This is a genomic window from Achromobacter sp. 413638 (genome assembly GCF_043119405.1).
Lineage (GTDB): Bacteria > Pseudomonadota > Gammaproteobacteria > Burkholderiales > Burkholderiaceae_B > Achromobacter.
This window is the reverse complement of the sequence record NZ_JBICCO010000010.1, coordinates 15,987-42,935: the sequence shown is the minus strand read 5'-3', so window position 1 is coordinate 42,935 and position 26,949 is coordinate 15,987. Positions and strand designations below refer to the sequence as shown.

23 protein-coding genes, 1 tRNA gene, 1 pseudogene and 1 CRISPR repeat array (1 of these 26 cut by a window edge) are annotated in these 26,949 nt (G+C 68.8%); of the genes and pseudogenes, 16 read left to right on the top strand and 9 right to left on the bottom strand.

Going from position 1 to position 26,949, the window contains the following annotated elements; genetic code table 11:
* Positions 1 to 854: a CRISPR direct-repeat array (repeat unit 28 nt; unit sequence TTTCTAAGCTGCCTATACGGCAGCGAAC) (it extends 196 nt beyond the left edge of the window).
* Between the two features lie 402 nt (positions 855 to 1,256).
* On the bottom strand, positions 1,257 to 2,690 hold the full coding sequence (locus ACEU5R_RS06400; protein WP_103273909.1) for an aldehyde dehydrogenase family protein: 1,434 nt from the start codon (positions 2,688 to 2,690) through the stop codon (positions 1,257 to 1,259).
* 310 nt (positions 2,691 to 3,000) lie between these two features.
* On the opposite strand from ACEU5R_RS06400, the gene ACEU5R_RS06395 reads away from it, so the two are divergent.
* Complete coding sequence (locus ACEU5R_RS06395) at positions 3,001 to 3,804, top strand: FadR/GntR family transcriptional regulator (protein WP_392409539.1); 804 nt, start codon at positions 3,001 to 3,003, stop codon at positions 3,802 to 3,804.
* A 143-nt stretch (positions 3,805 to 3,947) separates the two neighbouring features.
* Positions 3,948 to 4,541 carry a hypothetical protein gene (locus tag ACEU5R_RS06390; RefSeq protein ID WP_392409538.1) on the top strand — a complete coding sequence of 198 codons (594 nt, stop codon included), beginning with the start codon at positions 3,948 to 3,950 and terminating at the stop codon, positions 4,539 to 4,541.
* A gap of 121 nt (positions 4,542 to 4,662) precedes the next feature.
* On the opposite strand, the gene ACEU5R_RS06385 is transcribed toward ACEU5R_RS06390, so the two are convergent.
* On the bottom strand, positions 4,663 to 4,953 hold the full coding sequence (locus ACEU5R_RS06385; protein WP_103273906.1) for a zinc ribbon domain-containing protein: 291 nt from the start codon (positions 4,951 to 4,953) through the stop codon (positions 4,663 to 4,665).
* On the opposite strand from ACEU5R_RS06385, the gene ACEU5R_RS06380 reads away from it, so the two are divergent.
* The 6 genes from ACEU5R_RS06380 (at position 4,952) to ACEU5R_RS06355 (ending at position 8,694) form a co-directional block, all read left to right on the top strand.
* The gene (locus ACEU5R_RS06380; RefSeq protein WP_392409537.1) at positions 4,952 to 5,308 is read left to right on the top strand and encodes a hypothetical protein; all 357 of its coding nucleotides are present in this window, start codon (positions 4,952 to 4,954) and stop codon (positions 5,306 to 5,308) included. The two genes, ACEU5R_RS06385 and ACEU5R_RS06380, sit on opposite strands and share 2 nt — an antisense overlap.
* A 421-nt stretch (positions 5,309 to 5,729) precedes the next feature.
* Positions 5,730 to 5,984 (top strand): type II toxin-antitoxin system RelE/ParE family toxin, encoded by a 255-nt coding sequence (locus ACEU5R_RS06375; RefSeq protein WP_103273905.1) that lies wholly within the window; start codon positions 5,730 to 5,732, stop codon positions 5,982 to 5,984.
* Positions 5,968 to 6,294 (top strand): helix-turn-helix domain-containing protein, encoded by a 327-nt coding sequence (locus ACEU5R_RS06370; RefSeq protein ID WP_392409535.1) that lies wholly within the window; start codon positions 5,968 to 5,970, stop codon positions 6,292 to 6,294. The genes ACEU5R_RS06375 and ACEU5R_RS06370 overlap by 17 nt, the downstream gene beginning before the upstream one ends.
* Positions 6,295 to 6,539: 245 nt before the next feature.
* Positions 6,540 to 7,322 (top strand): exodeoxyribonuclease III, encoded by a 783-nt coding sequence (gene xth, locus ACEU5R_RS06365; protein ID WP_392409533.1) that lies wholly within the window; start codon positions 6,540 to 6,542, stop codon positions 7,320 to 7,322.
* Positions 7,323 to 7,385: 63 nt separating this feature from the next.
* Positions 7,386 to 7,461, top strand: a tRNA-Ala gene (locus tag ACEU5R_RS06360).
* A 141-nt stretch (positions 7,462 to 7,602) separates the two neighbouring features.
* Entirely contained in the window at positions 7,603 to 8,694 is a 1,092-nt protein-coding gene (locus ACEU5R_RS06355; RefSeq protein WP_392409532.1) for an RNA methyltransferase, read from the top strand.
* Between the two features lie 148 nt (positions 8,695 to 8,842).
* On the opposite strand, the gene acpA is transcribed toward ACEU5R_RS06355, so the two are convergent.
* From acpA to ACEU5R_RS06340, 3 genes are all read right to left on the bottom strand, one after another.
* Positions 8,843 to 10,570 carry an acid phosphatase gene (acpA, locus tag ACEU5R_RS06350; RefSeq protein WP_392409531.1) on the bottom strand — a complete coding sequence of 576 codons (1,728 nt, stop codon included), beginning with the start codon at positions 10,568 to 10,570 and terminating at the stop codon, positions 8,843 to 8,845.
* 351 nt (positions 10,571 to 10,921) lie between these two features.
* Entirely contained in the window at positions 10,922 to 12,301 is a 1,380-nt protein-coding gene (locus ACEU5R_RS06345; RefSeq protein WP_392409530.1) for an amidase, read from the bottom strand.
* The gene (locus ACEU5R_RS06340) at positions 12,298 to 13,641 is read right to left on the bottom strand and encodes an MFS transporter (RefSeq protein WP_103273899.1); all 1,344 of its coding nucleotides are present in this window, start codon (positions 13,639 to 13,641) and stop codon (positions 12,298 to 12,300) included. The genes ACEU5R_RS06345 and ACEU5R_RS06340 overlap by 4 nt, the downstream gene beginning before the upstream one ends.
* 175 nt (positions 13,642 to 13,816) lie before the next feature.
* Between ACEU5R_RS06340 and ACEU5R_RS06335 the strand changes: the two genes are divergently transcribed.
* A complete protein-coding gene (locus ACEU5R_RS06335; protein ID WP_392409529.1) occupies positions 13,817 to 14,857 on the top strand; it encodes a LacI family DNA-binding transcriptional regulator in 1,041 nt (346 codons plus the stop codon).
* A gap of 15 nt (positions 14,858 to 14,872) precedes the next feature.
* Here ACEU5R_RS06335 and ACEU5R_RS06330 read toward each other — a convergent pair whose 3' ends face one another.
* Positions 14,873 to 15,688 carry a class I SAM-dependent methyltransferase gene (locus ACEU5R_RS06330; protein ID WP_392409528.1) on the bottom strand — a complete coding sequence of 272 codons (816 nt, stop codon included), beginning with the start codon at positions 15,686 to 15,688 and terminating at the stop codon, positions 14,873 to 14,875.
* A 15-nt stretch (positions 15,689 to 15,703) separates the two neighbouring features.
* On the opposite strand from ACEU5R_RS06330, the pseudogene ACEU5R_RS06325 reads away from it, so the two are divergent.
* Positions 15,704 to 16,411: pseudogene (locus ACEU5R_RS06325) on the top strand (DUF4180 domain-containing protein); the annotation flags it as partial.
* Positions 16,400 to 17,257: an N-formylglutamate deformylase gene (gene hutG / locus ACEU5R_RS06320; protein ID WP_392409576.1), complete on the top strand. Its 858-nt coding sequence runs from the start codon at positions 16,400 to 16,402 to the stop codon at positions 17,255 to 17,257. The pseudogene ACEU5R_RS06325 and the gene hutG, both read left to right, overlap by 12 nt.
* An 81-nt stretch (positions 17,258 to 17,338) precedes the next feature.
* On the opposite strand, the gene ACEU5R_RS06315 is transcribed toward hutG, so the two are convergent.
* Entirely contained in the window at positions 17,339 to 19,195 is a 1,857-nt protein-coding gene (locus ACEU5R_RS06315) for a phosphoenolpyruvate carboxykinase (GTP) (protein WP_392409527.1), read from the bottom strand.
* Between the two features lie 247 nt (positions 19,196 to 19,442).
* Here ACEU5R_RS06315 and ACEU5R_RS06310 point away from each other — a divergent pair, with 247 nt between their 5' ends.
* The 4 genes from ACEU5R_RS06310 to ACEU5R_RS06295 all read left to right on the top strand — a co-directional run bounded on the left by ACEU5R_RS06310 (position 19,443) and on the right by ACEU5R_RS06295 (position 23,658).
* On the top strand, positions 19,443 to 20,837 hold the full coding sequence (locus tag ACEU5R_RS06310) for an MATE family efflux transporter (RefSeq protein ID WP_392409526.1): 1,395 nt from the start codon (positions 19,443 to 19,445) through the stop codon (positions 20,835 to 20,837).
* An 87-nt stretch (positions 20,838 to 20,924) separates the two neighbouring features.
* Positions 20,925 to 22,202, top strand: coding sequence for a Zn-dependent hydrolase (locus tag ACEU5R_RS06305; protein ID WP_392409525.1), 1,278 nt, complete (start codon positions 20,925 to 20,927; stop codon positions 22,200 to 22,202).
* Between the two features lie 191 nt (positions 22,203 to 22,393).
* The gene (locus ACEU5R_RS06300; protein WP_103276425.1) at positions 22,394 to 22,732 is read left to right on the top strand and encodes a co-chaperone YbbN; all 339 of its coding nucleotides are present in this window, start codon (positions 22,394 to 22,396) and stop codon (positions 22,730 to 22,732) included.
* Entirely contained in the window at positions 22,729 to 23,658 is a 930-nt protein-coding gene (locus ACEU5R_RS06295) for a DMT family transporter (RefSeq protein WP_392409524.1), read from the top strand. The genes ACEU5R_RS06300 and ACEU5R_RS06295 overlap by 4 nt, the downstream gene beginning before the upstream one ends.
* 45 nt (positions 23,659 to 23,703) lie before the next feature.
* On the opposite strand, the gene ACEU5R_RS06290 is transcribed toward ACEU5R_RS06295, so the two are convergent.
* On the bottom strand, positions 23,704 to 24,597 hold the full coding sequence (locus ACEU5R_RS06290) for a DMT family transporter (protein WP_392409523.1): 894 nt from the start codon (positions 24,595 to 24,597) through the stop codon (positions 23,704 to 23,706).
* Positions 24,588 to 25,316, bottom strand: coding sequence for a GNAT family N-acetyltransferase (locus tag ACEU5R_RS06285; protein ID WP_392409522.1), 729 nt, complete (start codon positions 25,314 to 25,316; stop codon positions 24,588 to 24,590). The genes ACEU5R_RS06290 and ACEU5R_RS06285 overlap by 10 nt, the downstream gene beginning before the upstream one ends.
* Positions 25,317 to 25,439: 123 nt before the next feature.
* On the opposite strand from ACEU5R_RS06285, the gene ACEU5R_RS06280 reads away from it, so the two are divergent.
* The gene (locus tag ACEU5R_RS06280; protein ID WP_392409521.1) at positions 25,440 to 26,948 is read left to right on the top strand and encodes a PLP-dependent aminotransferase family protein; all 1,509 of its coding nucleotides are present in this window, start codon (positions 25,440 to 25,442) and stop codon (positions 26,946 to 26,948) included.
* The last annotated feature ends 1 nt before the right edge of the window (position 26,949 follow it).

The window sequence follows — 26,949 nt, the reverse complement described above, 5'->3', positions numbered from 1 at the left end:
ACGGCAGCGAACCTGCGCGCCGTCGGACACATCGTCTTTGCGAATTTCTAAGCTGCCTATACGGCAGCGAACCTGTGATCCTGGACCCGAAGGTCGGAGACATTTTTCTAAGCTGCCTATACGGCAGCGAACCTCGGGATCACAGACCCGGTCAAGCTTGATGATTTCTAAGCTGCCTATACGGCAGCGAACGGCTCGGGCTCGACGTGCGTGGCCGCGCGCCATTTCTAAGCTGCCTATACGGCAGCGAACACAAGCCGACCCGATGTGGGGCCTTTCTTGATTTTCTAAGCTGCCTATACGGCAGCGAACATAGCCGCATGCACCGCCGGGCATGTTGGACATTTCTAAGCTGCCTATACGGCAGCGAACCTCCCAATCGTTCCCGTCATTGCACCGGATCATTTCTAAGCTGCCTATACGGCAGCGAACCACGGAGGCGGACAGCTGGCAGCCATTCAACCATTTCTAAGCTGCCTATACGGCAGCGAACATGAGAGAGTTCCCGAATTCACGGGTTTCGCTTTTCTAAGCTGCCTATACGGCAGCGAACTATCGCTATCGCCCGCTCCACCGCTTTTTGTTTTTCTAAGCTGCCTATACGGCAGCGAACCCGTCGGGGACTGCTCCGAGCCTTGTGTCTACTTTCTAAGCTGCCTATACGGCAGCGAACCGTAAAAAAGCCCGCGCTCGGCGGGCTATTCATTTCTAAGCTGCCTATACGGCAGCGAACCCCCGAAACGCTCAATCGGGATCTCGGGCGATTTTCTAAGCTGCCTATACGGCAGCGAACGCGTAAGCGCATGCGCGACACCCTGGACGCCCTTTTCTAAGCTGCCTATACGGCAGCGAACTGTGCATCAAACTCCACAGCCGCTTGATTCTAAAGAAAAAACCACTCCCCGGGTTCCAAACACCCAAATTTTCACCTCTTCCGTAAGTCCTTGATTTTTATGGCGCCGTTAAATCCCACAAAAAAAGGGTTCGGCGCATGCAGTCCTTCCACATCAGGATCCACGCCCCTGCCCGGCAGTCTTCCGCAATACTGTGGAACATTCTCGCCCTCGCCAAAACCGCCTGGGTCGGCCCGCAGCCATGCCCGCATCCCGTCACAACAAATAGCGCACCCCTCTCCCGAAAAGACAGGACGCGTACAGGCCGATGAAGAGTCGGCGCACGTGTCTCCCCAAAACAAAAAAACCGAGGCCGCGCACCCGGCGCGGCCTCGGCCTTGCTACAAAAACCACGCCAACGCGTCAGTGCTTGATCGCGATCGTCTTCAAGGTCGTGAAGCCATACAGCGCCTCGAACCCCTTCTCGCGGCCATAACCCGACTGGCGCGAACCGCCGAACGGCAGTTCCACCCCACCGCCCGCGCCGTAGTTATTGACGAAGACCTGGCCGGCACGCAGCTGGCGGGCCAGGCGCAGCTGGCGGGCGCCGTCGCGCGTCCAGACGCCGGCGACCAGGCCGTAAAGCGTGCCATTGGCCAGCGCGACCGCTTCCTCTTCGGTGTCGAAGGCCATGGCGGCCAGCACCGGGCCGAACACTTCCTCCTGCGCCAGGCGGCTGTTCGGCGGCACGTCGCGGAACAGCACCGGCACCTGGTAGTAGCCGGACGCGGACGCGCCGTCCTTGAGCTTGCCGCGCGCCGCCACCTTCAGGCCCTCGGCCTCGGCTTCGGCGACGAAGCCGCGCACGCGGTCGTGCTGGCGGGCGCTGATCAGCGGGCCCACGTCCAGGTCCTGCGCCGCCGGGCCGGTCACGGTGGCGGCGAAGGCCTCGGACAGGCGCTTGAGCACGGTTTCGTACACGCCGCGCTGGATCAGCACGCGGCTGCCGGCCGAGCAGGTCTGGCCGGCGTTCTGGATGATGGCGGCCAGCAGCACCGGCATGGCGGCGTCCAGGTCGGCGTCGTCGAACACGATCTGCGGCGACTTGCCGCCCAGTTCCAGCGTGACGGGCACGTGGTTGTCGGCGGCGGCGTGCGCCACCATCTTGCCGGTCTGCGGCGAGCCGGTGAAGGAGATGTGATCGATGCCCGGATGGGCCGACAGCGCCGCGCCGGCCTCGTGGCCGTAGCCGGTGACGATGTTCAGCGCGCCGGCCGGCAGGCCGGCCTCGGCCGCGATCTCGGCCAGCTTGAGCAGGGACAGGCAGGCATCCTCGGCCGGCTTGACCACGCAGGCGTTGCCGGCGGCCAGCGCCGCGCCCACGCTGCGGCCGAAGATCTGCAGCGGATAGTTCCAGGGCACGATGTGGCCGGTCACGCCATGCGCCTCGCGCACGGTCAGCACGGTGAAGCCGGGGTTGTAGGGAATGGTCTGGCCGTGCAGCTTGTCGACCGCGCCGGCGTAGAACTCGAAGTAGCGGGCCACGGCGGCGGCGTCGGCGCGCGCCTGCTTGATGGGCTTGCCGGTGTCGGCCGATTCCAGTTGCGCCAGTTCTTCCTGGCGGTCGAGCAGCGCGAAGGCGATGCGCATCAGCAGACGGCTGCGGGCGGCCGGCGCCATCTGCCCCCACTCGCCCTCGAACGCCGCGCGCGCCGCGCCCACGGCGCGGTCCACGTCTTCCTGGCCCGAGCGCGCGATCGTCTCGAACTGCTGACCGTCGGACGGGTTCAGCACGGGAATGGTGTCACCGGTGGCGGCGGCCACCCATTGATTGGCGATGAAGTTCTTTTGGCTCACGATGTGCGCAGTAAAGTGGCGGCCGGACGGCCAGTTGCTGAAATGGCTGGCGGCTGCGCCGCCGAGTCTCCCGGGCGTCTCCGGCGGGAGCCGGAAACGCGGCCCGCGCGTCGATCGCACAGGCCTTGTGATTTGATGGAAAATTACGGGAGCGCCCGACAACTTGTCAATTGCATTGACAGCTTTTGTCCCAAGCTTCAGGAATTTTCTAGCCCGACTCGGGTTATCCCTAGGATTGCGCGCCCCCGCGCCGCGCCGGTCTTGTCAACGCGCATGACAAGCCGCAAGCCCAGACAGAAGGAGCGCAGCGATGAGCAACACGCGTGACCCGCAGCTCGATGCCCTGCTGCAGGCCGCCAGCCGGCCCAGGCCCGAACTGGATGCGCTGGCCGAGGTCGCGTCCGGCCTGGGCTATGTGCGCGCCGAGCGCTTCGCCGAACACGTCTACGAGAGCCTGTTCTACGCCATCGCCACCGGCAAGATCGCGCCGGGCAGCAAGCTGCCCGCCGAGCTGGAACTGGCCGCGCTGTTTGACGTGTCGCGCCCGGTCGTGCGCCAGGCGCTGGACCGGCTGCGCGAGGACCAGCTGGTGGACTCGCGGCGCGGCTCGGGCACCTATGTGCGCGCCAAGCCCGACCTGATGGGCGGCATGCCCGCGGTCGACCCGGCCCGGCGCGTCGGCCACATCCTGGAAGGGCTGGAGCTGCGCATGGTGATCGAGCCCGAGTGCGCCTATTTCGCGGCCCTGCGCCGCAGCGAACGCGATCTGCAGGAAATGGAACGCATGCTGGCCGGCTACGAGGATGCGGACGCGTCCGGCAACATCGCCCACCACCACGACTTCGGCTTTCATCGCGCCATCGCCGCCGCCACCGGCAACCAGCGCTTCGTGCAGGTGCTCAAGTCGCTGGAGTACGACGTCAGCCACGCGGTCAACGTGATGCGGCAGCTGGTCCATATCGAACCCTGGAAGCGCACCCGCGCCGCCATCGACGAACACCGCCAGATCTACCGCTTGATCCGCGAGCAGGACGCAGAGGGCGCGCGCAACATCATGCGCTCGCACATCGAGAAGGCCCGCAGCCGGATGCTCAACAGCGGGCCGGAACAGTAGGCGTCGCCGCGACGCACAGTGTTACGAAAAAACTGTGCGGATTCACATGCCCTGAAACGTCTATAGGTATGGACCGGGAAATCCCCCGGCCTCGCCGGCGGTTCGCGCACGCCGCCGGCCAGCCCAACGGACGGAGTGGCGCCTTGCAATCCTCGGACAAACCCAGCACCGGCACGATGGACGCCAACGGTCGTCGGCCCTGGCTCGGCGCTTCGGCGCCGGACTCGTCGCCCGCCGCCGCCCCGCCCAGCCTGCGCTGGCGCGGCCCGTGGCGGACCTGGCTGTTGCTGTCCTGGGCGATCTGCACGCTGGCCTCGCCCACCTTCGCCTTCGTCGTCGTTTTGCTCTGCATCGATGCCCGCAGCGACAACCCGTATTTCTGGTGGTCGCTGCCCCTCATCGTCGCCGCCGGCAATGCCGTCGCGATCCTGCGCACCCACTATCGTCATGGCCGCCGTGGCTATGCCGACCGCGCCGCGCTGGCGCGCCAGCATGCCGCCACCGCCCAGGCCACGGCCGGCGCCCTGTTCCTGGCGGCGGGCGCCGCCTCGGGGCTGCTGCCGGAACTGGCCGCAATGTTGCTGGGCACACGGGACGCCGGACCGGCCGCCCTGGGCGGGATCGCGCTCGCCATGGGATTCGGCGTGGCCTCGCATGTGCATGCCGGAGCGCTGCATGCCTGGCTGGCCTTTCGCGAACCGGCCGCCGCCATGGCGGCGCCGGCCAGCGCGCGCTGACGGCGGCTCGAAGCCGCCTGGGAACCGTCATCTAGCGCGCCTTGAGCGCGGGTCGACGTCACCATCAGTACAGCATCGCGCATCCGCGCCAGGCGCCGCCACGCCGGCGCACAAGCGCGCGTCAAGCCTGCGCCCGCGCGCCGCACTGTCCGCAGAAACTCGCGCCGGGCGCAAGCGTCGCCCGGCATTGCGCGCACGCGGCCGGCGTCAGCGATGCACCGCATTGCGCGCAGAACCGACCGCCCGCGGCCTGCGCCGCGCCGCAAGCGCCGCAGGCAAGCGCGGCCTGGCGGGGTTGAGGATTCAGGTTCGGATCACCGTAGGATCCGTTCTGGCCGTGCCGGTTGCCGTGTGAACCGTAGCCGTGACGGCTGCCATGGCCGCCTCCCAAGAGATGCTTCAGTATGCCCATGTCGGACTCCAAATCGCCTTGCGGCATTGACCTGGGCTTGATTGAAAAGCCTGAAGTTACTTTAGAGTCAAACATCACCGGCACATTGGGCAGGCGTCCGCAGGCCTCATCCTTACTTCCTGCAGATGAGCAAGGCCAGGCAAATCATGCCGATCAGGGTTCCTCCGATGGCGAAAGCGGCGCGCTCTGCACGCTCGGATTCAATCAGCAGCCCAAGGGCGCAGGCCGCCAACAACAAAGAAATCAAGAGTCCCAGAAGGAATGGACGCCAACTTCGACGCGCCGAATTCGAAGCCGCACGCCAAGCACACTTCAGCTTGTTCATGGAGATTTCGAGAAAATTAGTGCCGGATGATTGATGCTAGCAAATGTTTCACTGACGGAAAACAATTTTCCAGAAAAGCGGACAATCGCCGCGATATACGCATCATGACGAATGGCCGACGGCGACGGACCCGCCGTCGCGCAGACCCGACGCATGGAAACATCAGACGCGCAACTCCATGCACAAACATGCCTCGCGGACAACATCCCAAGACATGGCCACGCAGCCCCCGGCGATCCTTGCGGGCCAAGAAGAATCCGTCCTCGATTACCGGCATTTTGCGAGCGATCCGAATTGTGCTGCGTGCCGCCCGCAATCAAGATCGCAGATCCCCTGGACCACTCGGGCGCAGAGCCAGCAACGTCATCCTTCTCGCAGGCACAAGGACACAGGCTCCCGATAAAACTTATATATACGAATAAAACTTATTATTTACTTATAGTTTTGTACAATGAACGCGATCCTCTGGACTCAGAAAGCGGCGAAGCAATTACGCAAGTTGGACCACCAGCACCAGGTAACCATCCGGGATGGCGTAGAGACGCTGAAGGCCATGCCTGCCTGCCAGAACGTCAAGGCCCTCACAAATCATCGGCACGGCTACCGCCTACGGATTGGCAACTACCGCGTCCTGTTCAATTGGGATGGCGCCATCAAGGTTGTCGAGATTGAGGAAGTGAGAAAACGCGATGAACATGCCTACTAACATCCAGATCATCAACGGCCCCGGCGGCGAACCCGCTTTTGTCGTCATCCCCTATACAGACTATGTCGCGTCCCGCAACACCGAGAAGAGCATGATTCCTCATGATGTGATCAGCCGCAGCGTCGACGGCGCCACACCGGTCCGCGCCTGGCGAGAGCACCTCGGTTTGACCCAGGCCGACGTGGCCGAGCGGCTGGGCATCAGTCAATCCGCCTATGCGCAACAGGAAAGCAGCAGCCGGCTACGCAAGGCAAGCCGCGAGAAAATTGCCGCCGCGCTGGGCATTGAAGCGGCGCAACTGGACTTTTGAGGCGTCAAGAAAAGACGCTCAACCAAACCGATCCTGCGTCCCCCTGATGACCGGGGTAATGAATCTCCGCATACATGGTGTTCGCGTGGAACGAGAACTCCCGCTGATACCATGATGGGTATCCATCACGACAAGCATGCCCCGCTCACAGCGGTCCCACGCAGGTGCTCGCAGGAGCAGATCGAGCGCACAATCAGGCAGCGCATCCGTGTAAACACCTGAAGTCAAAAGAAAATTCGTATCCCATGAAACTAGCCACCTGGAACGTCAACTCCCTTAACGTGCGCCTGCCCCAGGTGCTGGACTGGCTGGCCGCCAATCCGGTCGACGCGCTGTGCCTGCAGGAACTGAAGCTCACCGACGACAAATTCCCGGAAGCCGCCTTCACCGAGGCCGGCTATCACGCCGTCTGGGCCGGCCAGAAGACCTACAACGGCGTCGCCATCCTGTCGCGCGCGCCCGGCGCCGGCATGGTGCGCAACATCCCCGGCTTCGAGGACCCGCAGCAGCGCGTGCTGGCGCTGACGCTGCCCAGCCCGGACGGCGACGTCCGCGTGGTCTGCGCCTATTGCCCCAACGGCCAGAGCGTGGGTTCCGACAAATACGAGTACAAGCTGGCCTGGTTCGAGGGCATGCGCAAGTGGCTGGCCGACGAGATCGGCCAATACCCGCGCCTGGCCGTGCTGGGCGACTACAACGTCGCGCCGGCCGACGAGGACGTGCACAACCCGGAAAAGTGGGAAGGCCAGGTGCTGGTGTCCGAACCCGAGCGCAACGCCTTCCGCGCCCTGCTCGACCTGGGCCTGACCGATTCCTTCCGCCTGTTCCCGCAGCCCGAGAAGTCCTTCAGCTGGTGGGATTACCGCCAGTTCGGCTTCCGCCGCAATGCCGGCCTGCGCATCGACCATGTGCTGCTGTCGGCGCCGCTGGTCAAGCGCTGCGTGGCCTGCGACATCGACAAGGAACCGCGCCGCAACGAACAGCCCTCGGACCACGCGCCGGTGATCGCCACGCTGTCCTTCGAATAAGAATTTCCAGCGTTTTTGCACAGCGCGGGAATTTTCCTGTATAGTTTCGGTCTTGCTTGATTTGGGGCGGTAGCTCAGCTGGGAGAGCGTCGCGTTCGCAATGCGAAGGTCGGGAGTTCGATCCTCCTCCGCTCCACCAAATTCCAGACAAAAAAGCCTTGGATACACACTGTGTTCCGAGGCTTTTTTGTATCTGCAAGCGCGTAATCTGCAAGCTCATCAATTCGCTCGACTGCACAGGCCAGGCGACCAGCATCTGGCGTCGCCCGCCTCTTTCCCCATGCGCCACGCCGACTTCGACCAACGTCTCGCCTCCCTTGATGCCCTGCCCGTGCATCGCGGCCGGCTCATGCGCGTCTGGCTGCAAGGCCAGCCGCTGGACCAGGGCACGCGGCGGCGCGACTCCCAGCACTTCCTGCCGCTGGCGCTGCGCAACGCCGTGCCCGCCCTGACGGCGGAGCTGGACGATCTGGCCCGCGTCCGATCCGAGCATGCCGGCAACGATGGCTCGCGCCTGCTGGTCGAATTGGCCGACGGGCAGATGGTGGAAAGCGTGCTGCTGCCGCGCGATGGGCTTTGCGTCTCGACGCAGGTCGGCTGCGCGGTGGGCTGTCGCTTCTGCATGACCGGCAAGAGCGGCCTGATCCGGCAGGTCAGCAGCATGGAGATCCTGGCCCAGGTGGTGCTGGCGCGGCGCATGCGCGCGGTGAAGAAGGTGGTCTTCATGGGCATGGGCGAGCCGGCGCACAATCTCGAGAACGTGCTCGAAGCCATCGATCTGCTCGGCACCGAGGGCGGCATCGGCCACAAGAACCTGGTGTTCTCGACGGTGGGCGACCCGCGCGTGTTCGAGGCGCTGCCCCGGCAGCGCATCAAGCCCGCGCTGGCGCTGTCGCTACACACGACCAAGGCGGAACTGCGCGCGCACCTGTTGCCGCGCGCGCCGAGAATCGCGCCCGAAGCGCTGGTCGAACTCGGCGAACAGTACGCCCGCGACACGGGCTATCCGATCCAGTATCAATGGACGCTGCTCAAGGGCGTCAACGACGGCGACGACGAGCTCGACGCCATCGTGCGCCTGCTCAAGGGCAAGTACGGCGTGCTCAACGTCATTCCCTTCAACAGCCTGGAAGGCGATGATTACGAGCGCCCCGATCCCGAGCGCATCCGCGAGATCGTCCGCAGCCTGCACAGCCGTGGCGTGCTGACCAAGATCCGCAACAGCGCCGGGCAGGACGTGGACGGCGGCTGCGGCCAGCTGCGCGCCCGCGCCGCCGGCGCGGAGCAGGTGGTGGCGCTGCGCCGCGCGCGCACGGCGAGGCCGGACGCATCGCAAGCCATCACGACCACCGCCGTCGACGCATCGAACTGAAGACTTGCGTCCCGCCCGGTCCTCGGGACGGCCTCACCGAACCAGCACAGCCCCGGCTTGCCACCTGCCCGCCGGCAAACCCAGGCTTGCACAAGACAAGACCAGGGCGGCCATGACGACCGCCCTGCTCCACATCAAGCGCTGAACATCACGCGCCAAGCGTCAGGGCATTGGTCAGATCGCCCATCGGCTGCTGCCCGCGCCCCTTCATCGCCTCGTCGCGCGCCTTCAATCCATCCAGCACCGGCAGGTCGAACAGCCGCGTGGCCAGGCGCAGGATCGAGCCAGTGTCGTAGATGGTGTGATCCACCGCGCCCTTCTTCGAGAACGGCGAGATCACCAGCGTCGGAACGCGCGAGCCCGGGCCCCAGCGGTCGCCCTTGGGCGGCGCGACGTGGTCCCACCAGCCGCCGTTCTCGTCCACGGTGATGACCACCACCATGTTCTTCCATTGCGGGCTGTTGCGCAGGCTGTCGACGATGTGGGCGATGTGGCGGTCGCCCGACTCCACGTCCGCGTAGCCGGCATGCATGTTGAGATTGCCCTGCGGCTTGTAGAAGGTCAGCGGCGGCAGCTTGCCGGCCTCGACGTCGGCCAGGAATTTGTTGGTCGCGGTGATGTCGCCCAGGCCGCCGTCGCGCAGATGCGCCGTGCGCGCCGGTGTGCCAGGCGCGGTGCTCTTGAAGTAGTTGAAGGGCTGGTGATGCGCCTGGAAGTTGGGCGAGGCCGGAAAGCCGGTGTTGGCGGTGGAATCGACGGCGGCCTGCCAGCCGCCGGCGTACCAGGCCCAATCCAGGCCCTTGGCCGTCATCAGGTCGCCGATGTTGGCGTGGCCTTGCGGCACCATGGTCATCGGGTTGGCGGGATCGGCCAGCGTCGGATCGGCGGCGCTGCGCGAGAACGCCGGCCAGTACGGCGGCCCCATGGTGTTCACGCCAAAGCCGTCGGGCGAGAGCGCGCTGGGGCCGAACTGCGGGCTGCCGGTAAGGGCGCTGGCCGGGGACGTGGGCTTGGGCTGCAGGCGCGTGTCGGTCGGATCCGCGCTTTGCAGCTGGGCGATCTGGACCTTGGCCACCGAGTTGGCCGCATCCGGATAGACCGGCGGCTGCGCGGCGACCAGGTATTGGTGGTTCAGGAACGAGCCGCCGAAGGCGCCCTGGAAGAAGTTGTCGCAGAGCGTGAATTCCTGGGCCAGCTTCCACAGCCGCAGGTTGTAGGCCGAGTCGCTGTAGTAGCCCATGACCAGGCCGCCCGAATCCGCCCAGGCGACGAAGCGGTCGTTCTTGCCGCCGTTGATCTGCATCTGGTTCTGATAGAACACGTGCCACAGATCGCGCGTGACCACGCCTTGCGGCAGCGGTTCGCCTTGAGGACCGCGCAGCGCAAACGGCGCGTTGGCCAGGTTGTTCATGTAGGGCGCTGCCTGGTCCACCTGATAAGTGATGTGGTTGGCCTGCTGCGATTGCGGCACCATGCCGCCCCACACCGGCGGCAGCGCGGGCAGCGCCGTGCCGTCGCGGTCGTACTGCGTGTAGTCGGCGGCGGTGAGCGCGGACAGCGGCTTTTCCACGCCGGGGAAATTGGCGAAGAGATTATTGAAGCTGCGGTTCTCGGCGTAGATCACGACCAAGGTCTTGACCTTGTCGCGCAGCAGCCTGGTGGTGTCGGGCGGTGTCGGCGGAGCCGGCGGCGGCGCGGGCTTGTCGTCGTCATTGTCATCGCTGGAGCAACCACCCAGCGCGCCCAGCGCGGTGGCGCTGGCGCCGAGCGCGGCGATGCCGGTCAGGAAGCCGCGGCGCGCGGGGCGGATCTGCTCCGGCGGATCGCCCTGGACGTCTTCGGGCGGCGTGGCGGCGGGGTGTTCTTTTTCAGACATGAGTGACCTTGCGTGGAACGCGGCGCACTGTCATTGCGTCGCAGGGCGCCGGATGACAGCCGGCATCGTTGACGGGCCACAGGCTAGAGACGCAATGTTCTCCGGGTGTGACCGGTTGCTGTCTGGGGGCTGTCAAGCCGCTTGCGCGCCCGGGCCGTGCGTGAGTGGCGCGGCATGGAGAACCCTCCGCAAGGGCAAGGGAAAACGATGAGGAAAAAGAAAAGCGCCGCGAGGCGCATCAAGGCTCTCGCGGCGCTGGAGCAGCGACGCTTCAGGAAGCTGTCAGCAGGCGGCGCGGCGTGATGCCGCCCTACTCGGCGCCCGCCTGCCGCAAGGCATGTCCGCCCGGATTCAAGCGCGCGCCGGCTTCCAATGCCGCGCCGCCAGCGCCAGCAGCGCCGCGTCCGCGCCGGCCGGCCCCACCAGTTGCAGGCCCACGGGCAGTCCGTCCACGAAGCCCGCGGGCAGGCTGATGGCCGGCAGGCCGAGCACGTTCCACGGATTGGTCAGGCCCAGCAGCGTTTCACGCACGCCGGCGCTGCCCGGACCATTGACGCTGCGCTGCTGCAAGACCGGCGCGGTGATCGCGACGGTGGGCAGCGCCAACGCGTCGACATGCTCGAAGATCCGCGCGAACGCGGTCTGCAGCCGCGCCCTTTCCTTCAGGCCGCGCACGTACTCCCAACCCTGCACCGGCCGCGAGGCGCGCAGCCGTTCCAGCACTTCGGGGTCGTACTTGCCGGGCTCGCGCTCGACGCGCTCGGCGTGCACCTCGTAGGCTTCGGAACGCTGGATCGCGCTCAATGCGGCCTGCAGCGCGCGCGCGTGCAAGGCGACCTCGCCGCCGTCCAGCAGCGCCGCGCCGGCCAGCCGCTCGGCCGCCGCGCGCGCGCAGGCGGTGACCGGCTCGTGATCGATGGCGAACGGCGCGTTGGCGAGCCAGGCGATGCGCGGCGCATCGCTCGCATCCCCGGCATCGGCGATGGCGCCTTCGCTCAGGATGCCGATGAACGCCCGCGCGTCCTCCACGCGCTGCGCCAGCACGCCCACGTCCTCGATCGAGGGCGACAGCGGAAACACGCCAGCATCGCTGACGCGACCATGCGAGGGCTTGAAGCCGACCAGGCCGCACAGCGCCGACGGCACGCGCACCGAGCCGCCGGTGTCCGTGCCCAGCGCCACCGGCACCATGCCCGCCGCCACCGCCGCCGCGCTGCCGGCGCTGGAACCGCCGGTGATGCGCGCCGGATCCCAGGGATTGCGCGCGGCGCCCTGGACGCTGCGGTCGCCGGTGGGGCCGTAGGCGAATTCATGCGTCAGCGTCTTGCCGATCACGATGGCGCCGGCTTCGCGCAGCAGCGCCACGCAGCGCGCGTCAGCCGCCGGACGATGGCCCAGGAAATGCGCGGCGCCCATGGTGGTGGGCATGTCGGCGGTGTCGACGTTGTCCTTGATGGCCACGGGAATGCCGTGCAGCGGACCGCGCACTCGCCCCGCCGCGCGCTCGGCGTCGAGCGCGCGCGCCTGCGCCAGCGCGGCGGGAATATCCGTGTGCACGAAGGCGTTGAGCTGCGGGTTGAGCCGTTCGATGGCCGCGCCGGCGTGGCGCACCAGATCCTCGGCGCTGAATGCCCCCTCGGCCATGCCTCGCGCCAGTTCAGCGAGGCCGCGACCCGCGAAGAAGCCCGGTTCGACCGCCAGGCGCGGCGTGTTGCTCGCGGGCCGGCTCATCGCGCGGCTCCGGTCTGCGCGGCGCCGGCGGGCAGGCGCGGCGCGACGCCGGGGCGCACCTGCAGCATGGCGATCATGCCGATGGCGGTGGCGATGGACGCCGCCACGAACATCACCGAATAGCCATGCCGCGCGGCCAGGTAGCCGGTCAGCGTGGGCGCGAGGATCGAGGCGATGTTGGCGAAGAAGTGCATCAGGCCGCTGAAGGTGCCGACGCGGCTGGCCGGCGCGGTGTCGATGACCACGGCCCAGTACACGGAGTTGGGCAGCGCGTTCAGCGCATTGGCCAGCGTCATCAGCGCGATCACGGCGAACACCGACTGCGCCTGCGACACCAGCATGAAGCACAGCGCGGTGGCCAGCAGGCAGCCGGCGGCGAACCAGCTGCGCGCGATCTTCAGGCTGCCGGTGCGCTTGAGCAGCAGGTCGGAGATGCGGCCGCCCAGCAGCACGGTGACGCAGGCGCCGGTCCAGGGAATCATGCCCATGTACCAGAGCGAGGACAGGCTGTAGCCGAAGTTGTCCTGCAGGTACTTGGGGGTCCAGGTCAACAGCAGGAAGTTCACGTACATGAACGAGAAATAGCCCAGCGTGTTGAGCATCAGCGTCTTGCTGCGGAAGAAGCTCCACCACGGCAGCGCGGGGCCGTCCACGGCCTGGCCGGCGGCGGCCTGCTGGCGGGCCGACTGGATCTCGCGCAGCTCGGCGGGCGACACGCGCGGATTGGTTTCCGGGCGGTCGGTGAAGATGCGCATGAAGAACACCAGCACGATCAGGCCGGCGCCGCCCAGGATGTAGAACATGGCGCGCCAGCTGCCGGTCAGGCTCAGCAGCCCCACCGCCACCGGCGCGGTCAGCAGCGCGCCCAGCGGCGTGCTGAGCAGGCCGAAGCCGACCACGAAGCCGCGTTCGCGCGGCGTGGCCCAGTTGGCGATGGTCTTGTTGATGATGGAGTACGCCGGCCCTTCGGCCGCGCCGAACAGGATGCGGATGGTGGCGAAGCCGGCCAGCGCCGAGCCGCCCAGGAAGGCCAGGCCGAAGTCACCGGCCCAGGCCGTGGCGATCTCGAATACCGACCAGGTCACGCCGGCCACGATCCAGACCTTGCGCGGGCCGTAGCGGTCGGCCAGCATGCCGCCGAACAGCGCGCCCACCATGTAGCCGTAGCCGAAATAGCCCAGCACCGAGCCCCAGTCGCCCCGGTCCAGCCCGTACTCGCCGGTGATGTGGGCGGCGGCATAGGACATGGCGCCACGGTCGATGTAATTGATCAGCGCCAGCAGCACCACCATTGTGAAGATCCGGTAGCGGAACCGGGAATTCTGCGTTTCAGTCGTCATTGCGATCGGTCCAGTCGATTTACCCAAACGTTTGGGTTGCGGAATGCTAGTGGTTTTGGGCGGGAAGCGACACCGGGAAAACCCTAGATGAATTTCAGCGGCGGGACGCCGGCAGGGACCACGCGGCGCCGGCGGCGCGCCTCATGGCGCGCGCCAGCGTGTATCCTCCAGCCCCATGAACAAATCCCGTCCCGTCACGCTGCAAAGCCTGGCGCGGCAGCTCGGCCTGAACGTGTCGACGGTGTCCCGGGTCCTGAACGGTTCCGAGGACGATGCGCGCGGCGCGGCCGCGCCCGGCACCGTCGAGCGCATCCGCGCGCTGGCGGCCGAGCTGCGCTACCAGGCCAATCCGCACGCCGCCAGCCTCAAGACCCGCCGCAGCCGCAGCATCGGCGTGCTGGTGCCGCGCCTGTCCGACATGGTGCTGGCCACGATCTACGAAGGCGTGGACGAGGCCGCCGCCGAACACGGCTACCTGACCTTCGTCTCCAACACCCAGGACCAGCCGGACAAGCAGCGCAAGCTGATCGACATGGCGCTGGCGCGGCGCGTGGATGGCCTGATCCTGGGCGATGCGCACAGCGGCCCGGACGCCAGCCCCAATCCGCTGCTGGCCGAACTGGCCGCGCGCGGCGTGCCCTTCGTGCTGGTCAGCCGCCATGCCGACGCGCATTGCGCGGTGACCTGCGACGACATCGAGGGCGGCCGCCTGGCTGCGCGCCATCTGCTGGACATGGGCCATCGCCGCATCGCGGTGATGACCGGCGAACCGTATGCCAGCACCGGTCGCGACCGCACGGCCGGCTTCCTGGAAATCTGCGCCGCGCGCGGCGTGGACGTGCCCGCGCGCTGGCGCATTCCCAGTCCCTTCGATACCGATGCCGGCCGCGGCGTCGGCGCCGGCCTGCTGGCCGGCCCGGATCGCCCCACCGCCATCTTCGCGGTCAACGACTTCCTGGCGGTGGGCGTGATGGGCGCGGCGCGCGAGCGCGGGCTGGAAGCCGGCCGCGACGTCGCCATCGTGGGCTATAACGACACGCCGCTGGCCGGCGCGCTGCCCATCGGCCTGAGCACCATCCATTCGCCGATGCACCAGATGGGCCGGCTGGGCCTGGAACTGCTATTGCAGAAACTGGCCGGCGGCGATCCGGGCAGCCTGCGCCTGGCGCCCTCGCTGGTGGTGCGCGGCAGCAGCGACCGGCCCGTGCCGGGCTGATCGCCGCGCGCGCGCTCAGACGGGCTTGACGGCCCGGGTGGCCAGGAAGGTCGGCAGGTAGCCGTCGATCACGAAACGCGGCCGGGGCTGGCGCGCTTCGTGAAAGCCCGCCAGCAGGAAGCCGGCATCGAGCTGGCCGCCGATCTGGTCCTGCAGCGTGTGGCCGAACACCAGCGCCTCGCCGCGCGCGCGCTTGGCCTCCAGCGTCGCGGGATCCAGATGCCGCGTGTCCGCGTAGGGCAGCGGGTGCGCCGGCCGGATCAGGCCCTGCTCCGCGTATCGCGGATCGCGGTCGCCCACGAACACCACCGGGTTGTAGAAGCTGGACAGCAGCCGGCCACCCGGCCGCAGCACGCGGAAGCACTCGCGCCACACGGGCCGCACGTCCGGCACGTACAGGTTGGAGATGGGGTGGAACACCACGTCGAAGGTCTGATCGTCGAAGGCCGACAGGTCGCGCATATCGCCTTGCACGGCGCTCAGCGCCAGCCCTTCGCGGCGCGCCACGGCGCGGTCCTGGTCCAGCTGCCCTTCGGACAGGTCGAACACCGTGACCTCGGCGCCGGCCGCGGCCAGCACCGGGGCCTGCTGGCCGCCGGCGCAAGCCAGGCACAGGATGCGCAGGCCACGGACCGCGTCCAGCCAGCCGCGCGGCAGCGGCTCCGGCGTCAGGCGCGCGGCGGACAGATCACCGCCGCGAGCAGCCGCGATGATCCCGGGGGTCACGGGCCGCGACCATTCGCAGTCCTGCGCGGCCTGCTGGTCCCAGGCTGCCTGATTGTGGGCCAGCAGATCCAGGCTGTCGTCCTGAGGGTTGGAGGATGCCGTCATGAAGAGAACTCCTTGATGCGCATCGCGCGCGCGCCACGGGCCCGGCCGGCGAACGCGCGTGGCTCCGCCCTGCCTGTGGCTTGCGACACACTTGAGATGCGTGAAACGGGTGCCCGGCGGGCGCGGACGCGCGGTCGCCGGAGGGACGCGCCATTCCGGCAAGGCCGCGATGGCTTGCCGGAAGTGGCGGAAGGTGCAGGTCAGGCCTGGATGATCATTTTGATGCGCTCCTTTGAGCAGCGGGTATTCTATTCCACCTTGCACGCAGGCAAGAACCGCCAGGCAGCCGGCCGCAACGCCGCAGCCGCGCCCTTGCCGGCAAGACGCTCCGGCGCCATCGCCGACCCACACGATCAGGATCCGAACCTCATGGACACCCCGCAGCACACTTTCCTCGACGTTGCCGGCCAGCGCCTCATGCGCCTGGCGGACAACGGCCCCCTGCTCGCCGGCGAGCAGGACGTCACCGACCTTCTGGGCCTGACCTGGGGCGAGGACGTGGACTGGATCGTGCTGCCCGTCCGCCGCCTGCCGGCGGACTTCTTCCGGCTGGAAACGCGCATCGCCGGCAACATGCTGCAGAAGCTCACCAACTACCGGATGAAGTGCGCCATCGTCGGCGACCTCTCTGCGCCGCTGGCCGCCAGCGGCGCGCTGCGCGACTTCGTGCGCGAGTCCAACCAGGGCCGCACCGTCTGGTTCGCCGACGACATGGACGCGCTGAGCCAGCGACTCGCGCAGGCCGACGCATCCGCCACCGCCGCCACGAGCGACATCTATGATTTCCAGCGCGGCAACGCGCCGCTGCTGATCTCCATCCCCCACCTGGGCAGCCAGCTGCCCGCCGCGCAGCGCGCGCGCATGACCGAGGCCGGCCTGCGCTCGGGCGACACCGACTGGCACTTGGACACGCTGTACGGCTGGGCCAGGGCGCTGGGCGCGTCGGTGCTGGGCGCGCGCTATTCGCGCTACGTGGTGGACCTGAACCGTCCGTCCGACGACGCCAGCCTGTATCCCGGCCAGACCAAGACCGGCCTGTGCCCGACGCACACATTCCGGGGCGAACCGATATACCAGGACGGCGCCGAGCCCGACGAGGCCGAGCGCGCGCGCAGGCTGGACGCGTACTGGCGGCCCTACCACGACAAGCTGCGCCTGGAGATCGAACGCATCCGCGCCGAGCATGGCGCCGTGCTGCTGTGGGAAGCGCACTCCATCGCCAGCGTGCTGCCGCGCCTGTTCGAGGGCAAGCTGCCCGACCTGAACATCGGCACGGCCGACGGCGCCAGCTGCGCGCCCGACGTGCTGGACGCGATCCGCCAGCGCCTGGAGGGCGCGGCGCCCTACACCTGGGCCGTCAACGGCCGCTTCAAGGGCGGCCACATCACGCGCCACTATGGCAGGCCCGGGGACGAGGTGCACGCGGTGCAGCTGGAGATGTGCCAGTCGACCTACATGGACGAGACCTATCCCTACGCCTACCGGCCGGAATTGGCGGCGCGGGTGACGCCCGTGGTCGAAGGCATGGTCGGCGCGGCGCTGGAACGGATCAGCGCTCGCGGACGTTGAAGGCAAACGTCCGCGACCCGGCGCAAGCCGGGCCGCGGACGCTGCGCAGGCGGGAAGTGAAGCAGACGCCGGCCGCCTGAATCAGGCCGCCAGCCGCCCCTCGATCTTGACCTTGGTGGCCGGCAGGTCTTCGGGCAGGCGCTGCGCCAGCTGGCCGAACAGCTCGCCGTGCAGGGCCAGCTCGGCGCGCCAGGCGCCCTCGTCCACCGACATGATCTGCTCGAACTTGTCCGGCGTGAACTCCAGCCCGGTCCAGTCGATGTCCTGGTAGCTGGGCGACACGCCGAACACCTGGTCCACGCCCTGGGCCTGGCCGTCGATGCGGCCCAGCATCCAGCGCAGCACGCGCATGTTCTCGCCAAAGCCCGGCCAGACGAACTTGCCATCCGGTCCTTTGCGGAACCAGTTCACGCAATAGATGCGCGGCAGCGTGGCCCCCGCCGCTTCCAGGCGCTTGCCCAGTTGCAGCCAGTGGTTGAAGTAGTCGCTCATGTTGTAGCCGCAGAACGGCAGCATGGCGAAGGGATCGCGCCGCACCACGCCCTGCTGGCCCACGGCGGCGGCGGTGGTTTCCGAGCCCATGGTGGCGGCCATGTACACGCCCTCGACCCAGTTGCGGGCCTCGGTCACCAGCGGCACGGTGGTGGACCGGCGGCCGCCGAAGATGAAGGCGTCGATCACCACGCCTTCGGGGTTTTCCCATTCCGGATCGATCGACGGGCATTGCGCGGCCGGCGCCGTGAAGCGCGCGTTCGGATGCGCGGCCTTGCGGCCGGTCTGCTGCGCGATGGCGGGCGTCCAGTCCTGGCCCTGCCAGTCGATCAGATGCTCGGGCGGCGTCTGGGTCATGCCTTCCCACCAGACGTCGCCGTCGTCGGTCAGCGCCACATTGGTGAAGATGACGTTGGCCTTGAGCGTGGCCATGGCGTTGTAGTTGGTCAGCTCGCTGGTGCCCGGCGCCACGCCAAAGTAGCCGGCCTCGGGGTTGATGGCGTGCAGGCGGCCGTCGGCGCCCGGCTTGATCCAGGCGATGTCGTCGCCGATGGTGCTGACCTTCCAGCCATCCATGCCCTGCGGCGGGATCAGCATGGCGAAGTTGGTCTTGCCGCAGGCCGACGGGAAGGCCGCCGCGACGTGATACTTGCGGCCCTTGGGCGAGGTCACGCCCAGGATCAGCATGTGCTCGGCCAGCCAGCCCTGGTCGCGGCCCATGGTGGACGCGATGCGCAGCGCGAAGCATTTCTTGCCCAGCAGCGCGTTGCCGCCGTAGCCCGAGCCGAAGCTCCAGATCTCGCGCGTCTTGGGGTAGTGGACGATGTACTTGGTGGGATTGCAGGGCCAGGCCACGTCGGCCTCGCCGTCCGCCAGCGGCTTGCCCACCGAATGGACGCAGGGCACGAAGTCGCCGTCGGCGCCCAGCACGTCATAGACCTGCTTGCCCATGCGCGTCATGATGCGCATGTTGACGACCACATAGGGGCTGTCGGACAGTTCGACGCCAATGTGCGCGATGTCCGAGCCCAGCGGGCCCATCGAGAACGGCACCACGTACAGCGTGCGGCCGCGCATGGCGCCGTCGAACAGGCCGTCGAGCGTGGCGCGCATCTCGGCGGGATCGGCCCAGTTGTTGGTGGGGCCGGCGTCCTCGGCGCGGTCGGAACAGATGAAGGTGCGGTCCTCGACGCGGGCCACGTCGGACGGGTCGGAACAGGCCAGGAACGAATTAGGCCGTTTGGCGGGGTTCAGGCGGCGCATGGTGCCGGACTGCACCATCTGCTCGCAGAGACGGTCGTATTCCTGTTGCGAGCCATCGCACCAGACCACCCGGTCGGGCTTGGCCAGCGCGACGACGCGGGCGACCCAGTCGATCAGTCCGCGGTGCTTCACATAGGCGGGCACGTTCAAGGCCGCCAGGCCCCCTTCCAAAGGCGTATTCATCGGGGTCTACTCCCTACTTGTATTGGTGATGCTGCCAAGTGATACGGCCCCGTTCGGATAGGGGCCGTATGCGTTTGCGCCATCATACTTGCAGCGCCGGGCAGCCCGTCAACCCGCCCACATGGAGGAGTTTGTCACCGATTGAGACGCCTCAAACACCAAGTCTGCGCGGCGCCTCGGGCAATGCGGCGGCGCCGCAAACCCGGACGGCGATTAAGATTCGGGGTCGCAATCAGGAAGAACCCGTATGGCCCCGCCCCAGCCCGCGCCGAACCGCCGCGCGTGGAAACCTGAAATCGTCGCCACGCTGATGCTCGCCCTGCCGCTGGTGCTGAGCAACCTGGCCCAGATCGCCATGACCGTCACCGACGTGATGTTCATCGGCCGCCTGGGCTCGCAGCAGCTGGCCGCCAGCGCGCTGGGCGCCAATCTGTATTCGGCCATCGCCTTCTTCGCGCTGGGCCTGGTCAGCGCCACCGCGCCCATGGCCGCGCGCGCGGAAGGCGCGCGGCGCAACGCCGTGCGCGACGTGCGGCTGACGGTGCGCCAGGGGTTGTGGACCGCCGTGCTGATTTCGCTGCCCGGCTGCCTGGCGCTTTGGCACGGCGAACAGATCCTGCTGCTGCTGCGCCAGCCGCCCGAGCTGGCGGCGCTGGCCGGCGAATACCTGCGCGCCCTGCTCTGGGCCATGCCGCCGTTCCTGGGATTCCTGGTGCTGCGCTCGTTCCTGGCGGCGCTGCAAAAACCGCGCTGGGCGTTCATCGTGGCGGTGGCCGGCATCGCGTTCAACGTGCTCGGCAACTGGGTGCTGGTGTTCGGCAACCTGGGCGCGCCCGCCCTGGGCCTGGTCGGCGCGGGCGTGGCCAGCGCGCTGGCCAGCCTGTGCCTGTTCCTGGGCCTGGCGCTGGTGGTGCTGCGCGACCGGCGCTTCCGCCGCTACCGGCTGTTCGGCAACCTGCTGCAACCGGACTGGCAACGGCTGGCCGCGTTCTGGAAGCTGGGTCTGCCCATCGGCGTGGCCACCGCTTTCGAGGTCACCATCTTCAACGCCGCCGCCTTCCTGATCGGCTGGCTGGGCGAGGCGGAGCTGGCCGCGCACGCCATCGCCATCCAGATCGCCAGCGTGACCTTCATGATTCCCTACGGCGTGGCGCAAGCCGCGACGGTGCGCGTGAGCCATGCGCAGGGCGCCGGCGACGCGGCCGGCGTGGCGCGCGCGGGCTGGACCGCCTTCGGACTGGGCATCGGCTCCATGGCGATCGCCGCGCTTTTCATGGTCACGGTGCCCTATCTGCTGGTGTCGGCGTTCATGGACGTGCGCGACCCGGCCAACGCCCGCGTGCTAGGCTTCGCGGTCGGCTATCTGGCCGTGGCCGCGATATTCCAGATCGTCGACGGCGCGCAGGTGCTGGGCGCGGGCATGCTGCGCGGCCTGCACGACACGCGCGTGCCCATGGTCTACGCCGCGATCGGCTACTGGGGCGTGGGCCTGCCCAGCGGCGCCTGGCTGGCCTTCGAGGCCGGCTGGCGCGGCGTGGGCATCTGGAGCGGGCTGGCGATCGGCCTGACCGTGGTGGCGGTGCTGATGGTGCAGCGCTGGACGCGGCGCGAGCGCCTGGGGCTGGTGGCGCGCGCGGCCTGACGTCCACGCATCGGCCCATGCGCGAAAGCGCGCGCGGCCGCCGCAGACCTGCGTGCCATAATCGGCCGAGCGTCATCTGGAAGCCTCATGCCCGCCACCCCTACCCCCGCCTTTCCGCCGCTGAACGCCGAGCGTCTGTGGTCCCGCGTCGAAACCCTGTCCCGCTACACCCTGCCCGGCCAGCCCTGGACGCGGCGCGCCTTCTCGCCGCTGTTCGATGAAGCGCGCGCCTGGCTGCGCCAGGAGTTCCAGGCCGCCGGCCTTGCCACGCGGCTGGATGCCGGCGGCAACCTGGTCGGCGCGCGCGCCGGCAGCGACCCCGCGCGCAAGCCCATCGTCACCGGCTCGCACTGCGACACCGTGCTGAGCGGCGGCCGCTACGACGGCATCATCGGCGTGCTGGCGGGCATCGAGGTCGCGCACACGCTGCACGAGCACGGCGTCGCGCTCAAGCATCCCTTCGAGGTCATCGACTTCCTGTCCGAGGAGCCGAGCGACTACGGCATTTCCTGCGTCGGCAGCCGCGCGCTCAGCGGCAAGCTCGACGCCGCCATGCTGGCCGCCCGCAATCCCGAAGGCGAAACCCTGGCGCAGGCCATTGCGCGCATCGGCGGCGACCCGGCCGCGCTGACGGCGCCGCTGCGCCCGGCCGGCGGCACCGCCGCCTTCGTCGAACTGCACATCGAACAGGGCCCGGTGCTGGAAGCGCGCGGCCTGCCCATCGGCGTGGTCACCAACATCGTCGGCATCCGCCGCGTGCAGATCACGGTCGAAGGCCAGCCCGACCACGCCGGCACCACCCCCATGGACATCCGCCGCGACGCGCTGGTCGGCGCGGCCCGCATCATCGACGGCGCGCACCGCCAGGCCAGCGCGGCCAGCGGCAGGCCCCATTACGTGGTCGCCACGGTGGGTCGGCTGTCCCTGACGCCGAACGCCGCCAACGCCGTGCCCGGCCGCGTCGAGCTGACGCTGGAGATGCGCAGCGACAGCGACGCGGTGCTGGACGCGTTCCCCGAGACCTTGATGGCCGGCGTGGCCGAGGATCTCAAGGCGCTGCGCCTGAGCGCGAGCGTCATCGAACTCAGCCGCGCCCGGCCCACCGACTGCGCGCCGCTGGTGATGGACGCGGTGCAGGCCGCCGCCGGCCGGCTCGGCTACGACACGATGCGCCTGCCCAGCGGCGCGGGCCACGACGCCATGTACATGGCGCCCACCGGCCCGGCGGGCATGATCTTCATCCCCTGCCTGAACGGCCGCAGCCATTGTCCGGACGAGCGGATCGAGCCGTCGCAACTGCTGGACGGCACGCGCGTGCTGTATGAAACGGTGCTGGAGCTGGACCGGGTGCTGTCCTCGCGCTGAACACGCTGGCGCTCAGGCGCGCCGGACCGTTGGAACGCCGGAGTGCAATGTAGCGCCACGCGCGGCGCCAATGCGGCCGCGACGCGCGCGGGCCTGAGCCCCCGGCCGCGTCCGGGTTATGCGCAAGGCCGCGCCGCCGCGCTGCCATAATGTGCGGCATCGCGCCCTCGCCGCGCCTGCCTCTTGCGACCATGGACCAGATCGAACTGAACGACGGCAACGCCGACCGCTATCTGCTGGACACGCCCGGCCTGTCCCTGCTGGTGTTCCACAGCCGCACCTGTGGCACCTGCCGCATCGCGCGCCAGGAACTGCCCTGGCTGGAACTGCCGCCGGTGCAGCGCGTGTGCTGGATCGACGCCGGCGAGAACGGCGGCCTGGTCGAGCGCTATGAAGTCTTCCACCTGCCGTCCATGTTCCTGGTGCGTGACGGCGCTTTCTACGGTCCGGTGCAGGCCAGCCTGGCCGAATGGGACCTGCGCCAGCAGATCAGCCTGGCCCTGGACAGCTATCCGGCGGAACTGCCGTGACCGCCCCCGCCCCGCGCCGTCCGCTGGACGCGCTGGCCACGGGATCCATGCTGCTGCTGTGCCTGTGCTGGGGCTTCCAGCAGATCGCCATCAAGCTGGTGGCGGCCGATGTGGCGCCCATCATGCAGATCGGCCTGCGCTCGGCCTTCGCGGCGCTGGTGCTGGGCGTCGTGATGTGGCGACAGGCGGGATGGCGCACGCTGACCGATGGCGCCGCGCCGGCGGGGCTGATGGCTGGCCTGCTGTTCGGCGTGGAGTTCCTGCTGGTGGCGCAGGGCCTGGTGTACTCCACGGCCTCCCACATCTCGGTCTTTCTCTACACCGCGCCGGTGTTCGCCGCGCTGGGCCTGCACTGGCTGCTGCCGGAAGAGCGGCTGACGCCGCTGCAATGGCTCGGAGTGGCCATCGCGTTCGCCGGCATCGCCGTGGCCTTCCTTGGCAAGGGCGACCCGCAGGCCGCCAGCAACATGCTGCTCGGCGACGCGATGGGACTGACGGCGGGGCTGCTGTGGGGCGCGACCACCGTGCTGATCCGCAAGACCCGGTTGTCGGAAGCGCCCGCGTCCCAGACCCTGTTCTATCAGATGGTGGTGGCCGCCGTGCTGCTGCTGGCCTATGCGATCGCCACCGGCCAGGCCGGTTTCCGCTACAGCGCCGCCGCGGTGCTGAGCGTGTCGTTCCAGGCCGTGGCCGTGGCGCTGACCAGCTACCTGGCCTGGTTCTGGCTGCTGCGCCGCTATCTGGCCTCGCGCCTGTCCATTCTGTCGTTCATGACGCCGCTGTTCGGTGTGTCGTTCGGCGTGCTGTTCCTGGATGAACCGCTGGACGCCGCCTTCGTGCTGGGCGCGCTGCTGGTGCTGGGCGGCATCCTGCTGGTCAGCGGCTCGGCGCTGCTGCGCGAGAAACTGCGCGGCCGGGCGCGCTGACGCCGGCCCGCGCGGACGGCATCAGCGCCCGCGCGCCCGGCCGGCTCAGGCGCGGCGCGCCGCCGCGCCGACCGATCCCAGCACCGTCAGCGCCGCGCCCGCCAGCACCAGCGCGAAACCCCACCAGTCCTGGGCGGCCGGCCGGTCGCCCACCAACGCCATCGCGCCCAGCACGCCCACCACCGGCACCGCCAGCGTGGTCAGCGAAGCCGTGGTCGCGCTGATGCGCTCGCTCAGCACGAACCACAGCCAGTACGCCGCCGCCGTGCCCAGCACGATATGAAAAGTCAGCGCCCCCGCGACCCGGACGCTCCAGCCTTGCAGCGGAAATGACTCGCCCGCCAGCAGCATGCCGGCCAGCGCGCACAGCGCCCCAATCGACAATTGCCAGGCCGTGACCACGACGCGGTCGCCCGGCGCGGGCCAGCGCTTCAGGCAGACCGTGCCGGCGGCCCAGCCGAAGGCGGCGGTCAAGGGGAGCACCAGTCCGCGCAGCGCGGACGGATCCGCGCCGGACGCCGCCGCCCGCAACGCCGGCCAGGCCAGCACCGCCACGCCCAGCCCACCCAGGAGCAGCGCCAGCGCGCGGCGGCCATCCAGCCGCTCGCCCAGCACGAAGCGGGCCAGCAACGCCGACATCATCGGCATGGTGAAAGTCAGCACCGCCGCGCGGGCGGTGCTGGTGCTGAGCTGGGCCCAGGCCACGGCCAGGTTGAAGACCGCGATCGACAACAGGCCGCCGGCCACGATGCCGGGCCAGGCGGCGCGCGCGGGCAGGATGTCGGCGCGCCGCAGCCGCGCCAGCAGGAACAGCAGCAGCGCGCCGCTGCCCAGGCCCAGCAGCCGCAGCGTGAACGGCGGCAGCAGCGACAGGCTTATCTTCACCGCCGGCCAGTTCAACCCCCAGAACAGGGCCAGCGCAACAGGGATCAGGCGCAAGCGGCGCGCTCCCGCGCGATCAGCTCGGCCAGGCCGACGCGCTGCCCGCCCTCAGCGTCGAAGTTATCCGGGCTCAGCCAGCGCTCGTAGGCTGCGCGCAGCGCCGGCCATTCGCTGTCGATGATGGAGAACCAGGCCGTGTCGCGGCTGCGGCCCTTGTAGACCACGGCCTGGCGGAACACGCCCTCGAACTCGAAGCCCAGCCGCGCGGCGGCGCTGCGCGACGGCGCGTTCAGGCTGTCGCACTTCCATTCATAGCGCCTGTAGCCCAACTCGTCGAACACGCGCCGCATCAAGAGGAACTGCGCCTCGGTGGCGATGCGCGTGCGCTTGAGCAGCGGCGAGAAGCTGACGAAGCCCACCTCGATCACGCCATTGGCCGGATCGATGCGCATCAGCGACAGCGTGCCCACGGCCTTGCCGCTGGCCAGGTCGATGACGGCGTGGTGCAAGGGGTCCTGCCCCGCCTCGGCGCGCTCGGCGAAGGCGCGGTACTCGGCCTCGCTGGCAAAGGGGCCGACCGACATGTAGGTCCAGTCGCGGCCGTCCGGCGCTTGGCTGAAGGCCTGGTACAGCTCGGCGGCGTGGCGCGCCGCCGACAGCGGCTCCAGCCGGCAGTAGCGGCCCTCGGCCGGCGCCAGCGGCGGGCGCGGACGCGCCGTCCAGCCGGCCACGTCGGGGCCGATGGGTTGTTGGAAAGCATTGACTCGGGCTTGCATCGCGTGGCGCCTCTTCCGGTTTGGCCCGCGCCGCCGCCGGTGGCGGACGCGTTCGGCATATGCGCAAGATAAAGGAATCGTGGCATCATAAAAAGCGCCACGATCATTGAATTCGATAGAGCCATGAATCTACCCCACGCCCTGCTTTCCAGCCCGCTGGCGCGCGGCCATGGCGCCGCGCCGCGCCAGCGCCAGCTGATCCAGCGGCTCAAGCAGGCCATCCTGGCGGGCCAGCTGCCGGCCGGCGGCAAGCTGCCGTCCTCGCGCACGCTGGCCGACGAGCTGGATATCTCACGCAACACGGTGCTGATCGCCTACGAGCAGCTCACGGCCGAAGGCTATGTGGTGGCCGACCGCCAGGGCACGCGCGTGGCGCCCCTGTCGGCCGCCGCGACCAGCGCCGCCCGCCAGGCCGAACCGCCGCAACCGGCGCCCTTCACCGCCGCGCGGCTGGGCCGCATCGCCTCCACCCGCGTGCCCAACGACGGCGCCCTGCCGCTGACGCCGGGCACGCCGGCGCTGAACCAATTCCCCGTCAACGCCTGGCGTCGCGCGCAGGACCGCGCGCTGCAGGCCGCGCCGTCCGCCACGCTGGGCTACGGCCATCCGATGGGCGAGCCGGCGCTGCGCGCCGCCATCGCCCAATACCTGCGCGTCTCGCGCGGGGTGCGCTGCGACGCCTCGCATGTGGTCATCACCGAGGGCGCCCAGGGCGCGCTGGCGCTGTGCGTGCAGCTGCTGACCAATCCCGGCGACACCGCCTGGCTGGAGGAACCCGGCTACCGAGGCGCCAAGTCCGCCTTCCATGCCGGCGACCTGGACGTGGTGCCGATGCGCGTGGACGCCGACGGCCTGGTCATCCCCGAGGATGCCTGGCGCAAGCCGCCGCGCCTGATCCAGGCCACGCCCACGCACCAGTATCCGACCGGCGCGGTGCTGTCGGTGGCGCGCCGGTTGGACCTGCTGGAACGGGCGCGCCGCGTCGGCGCCTGGATCATCGAGGACGACTACGACAGCGAATTCCGCCACCAGGGCGAGCCCATCGCCGCCATGCAGGGGCTGCTGCCGGACGCCCCCGTGCTGTACGTAGGCACCTTCAGCAAGACCATGTTCCCGGCCCTGCGGCTGGGCTTCCTGGTGCTGCCGCCGGCGCTGGCGGCCAGCGCCACGCCGTCCATCATCGAAATGCTGCGCGGCGGCCACCGGCTGGAGCAGCTGACCATGGCGGCCTTCATCGAGAACGGCCAGTTCTCGCGCCACCTGGGACGCATGCGGCGCCTGTACCGCGAACGGCAGGCGGCGCTGCGCGACGCGCTCGCGGCGCACATGGACGTGGAACATGACGTGCTGGGCGGCCACAGCGGCCTGCACCTGACGGTGCGCCTGCCGCCCTGCTTTCCGGATACGCGGATCGCGGAACAGGCGCGCGCCGCGGGCATGAGCCCCAACGCGCTGTCGTCCTTCGCCGTCTCGCCGCTGCCCGAGGACAACGGACTGGTGATCGGTTACGGCAACACCGGCGCCGAGCGCTTTCCGGCGCTGGTCAAGCGCCTGGCCAGGCTGGCGCGGGAAACACGGCTGGAGCGGGACGCGCCGCGCCAGCGGCCGGGCGGCAAGGACGCCAGGGCGTAGC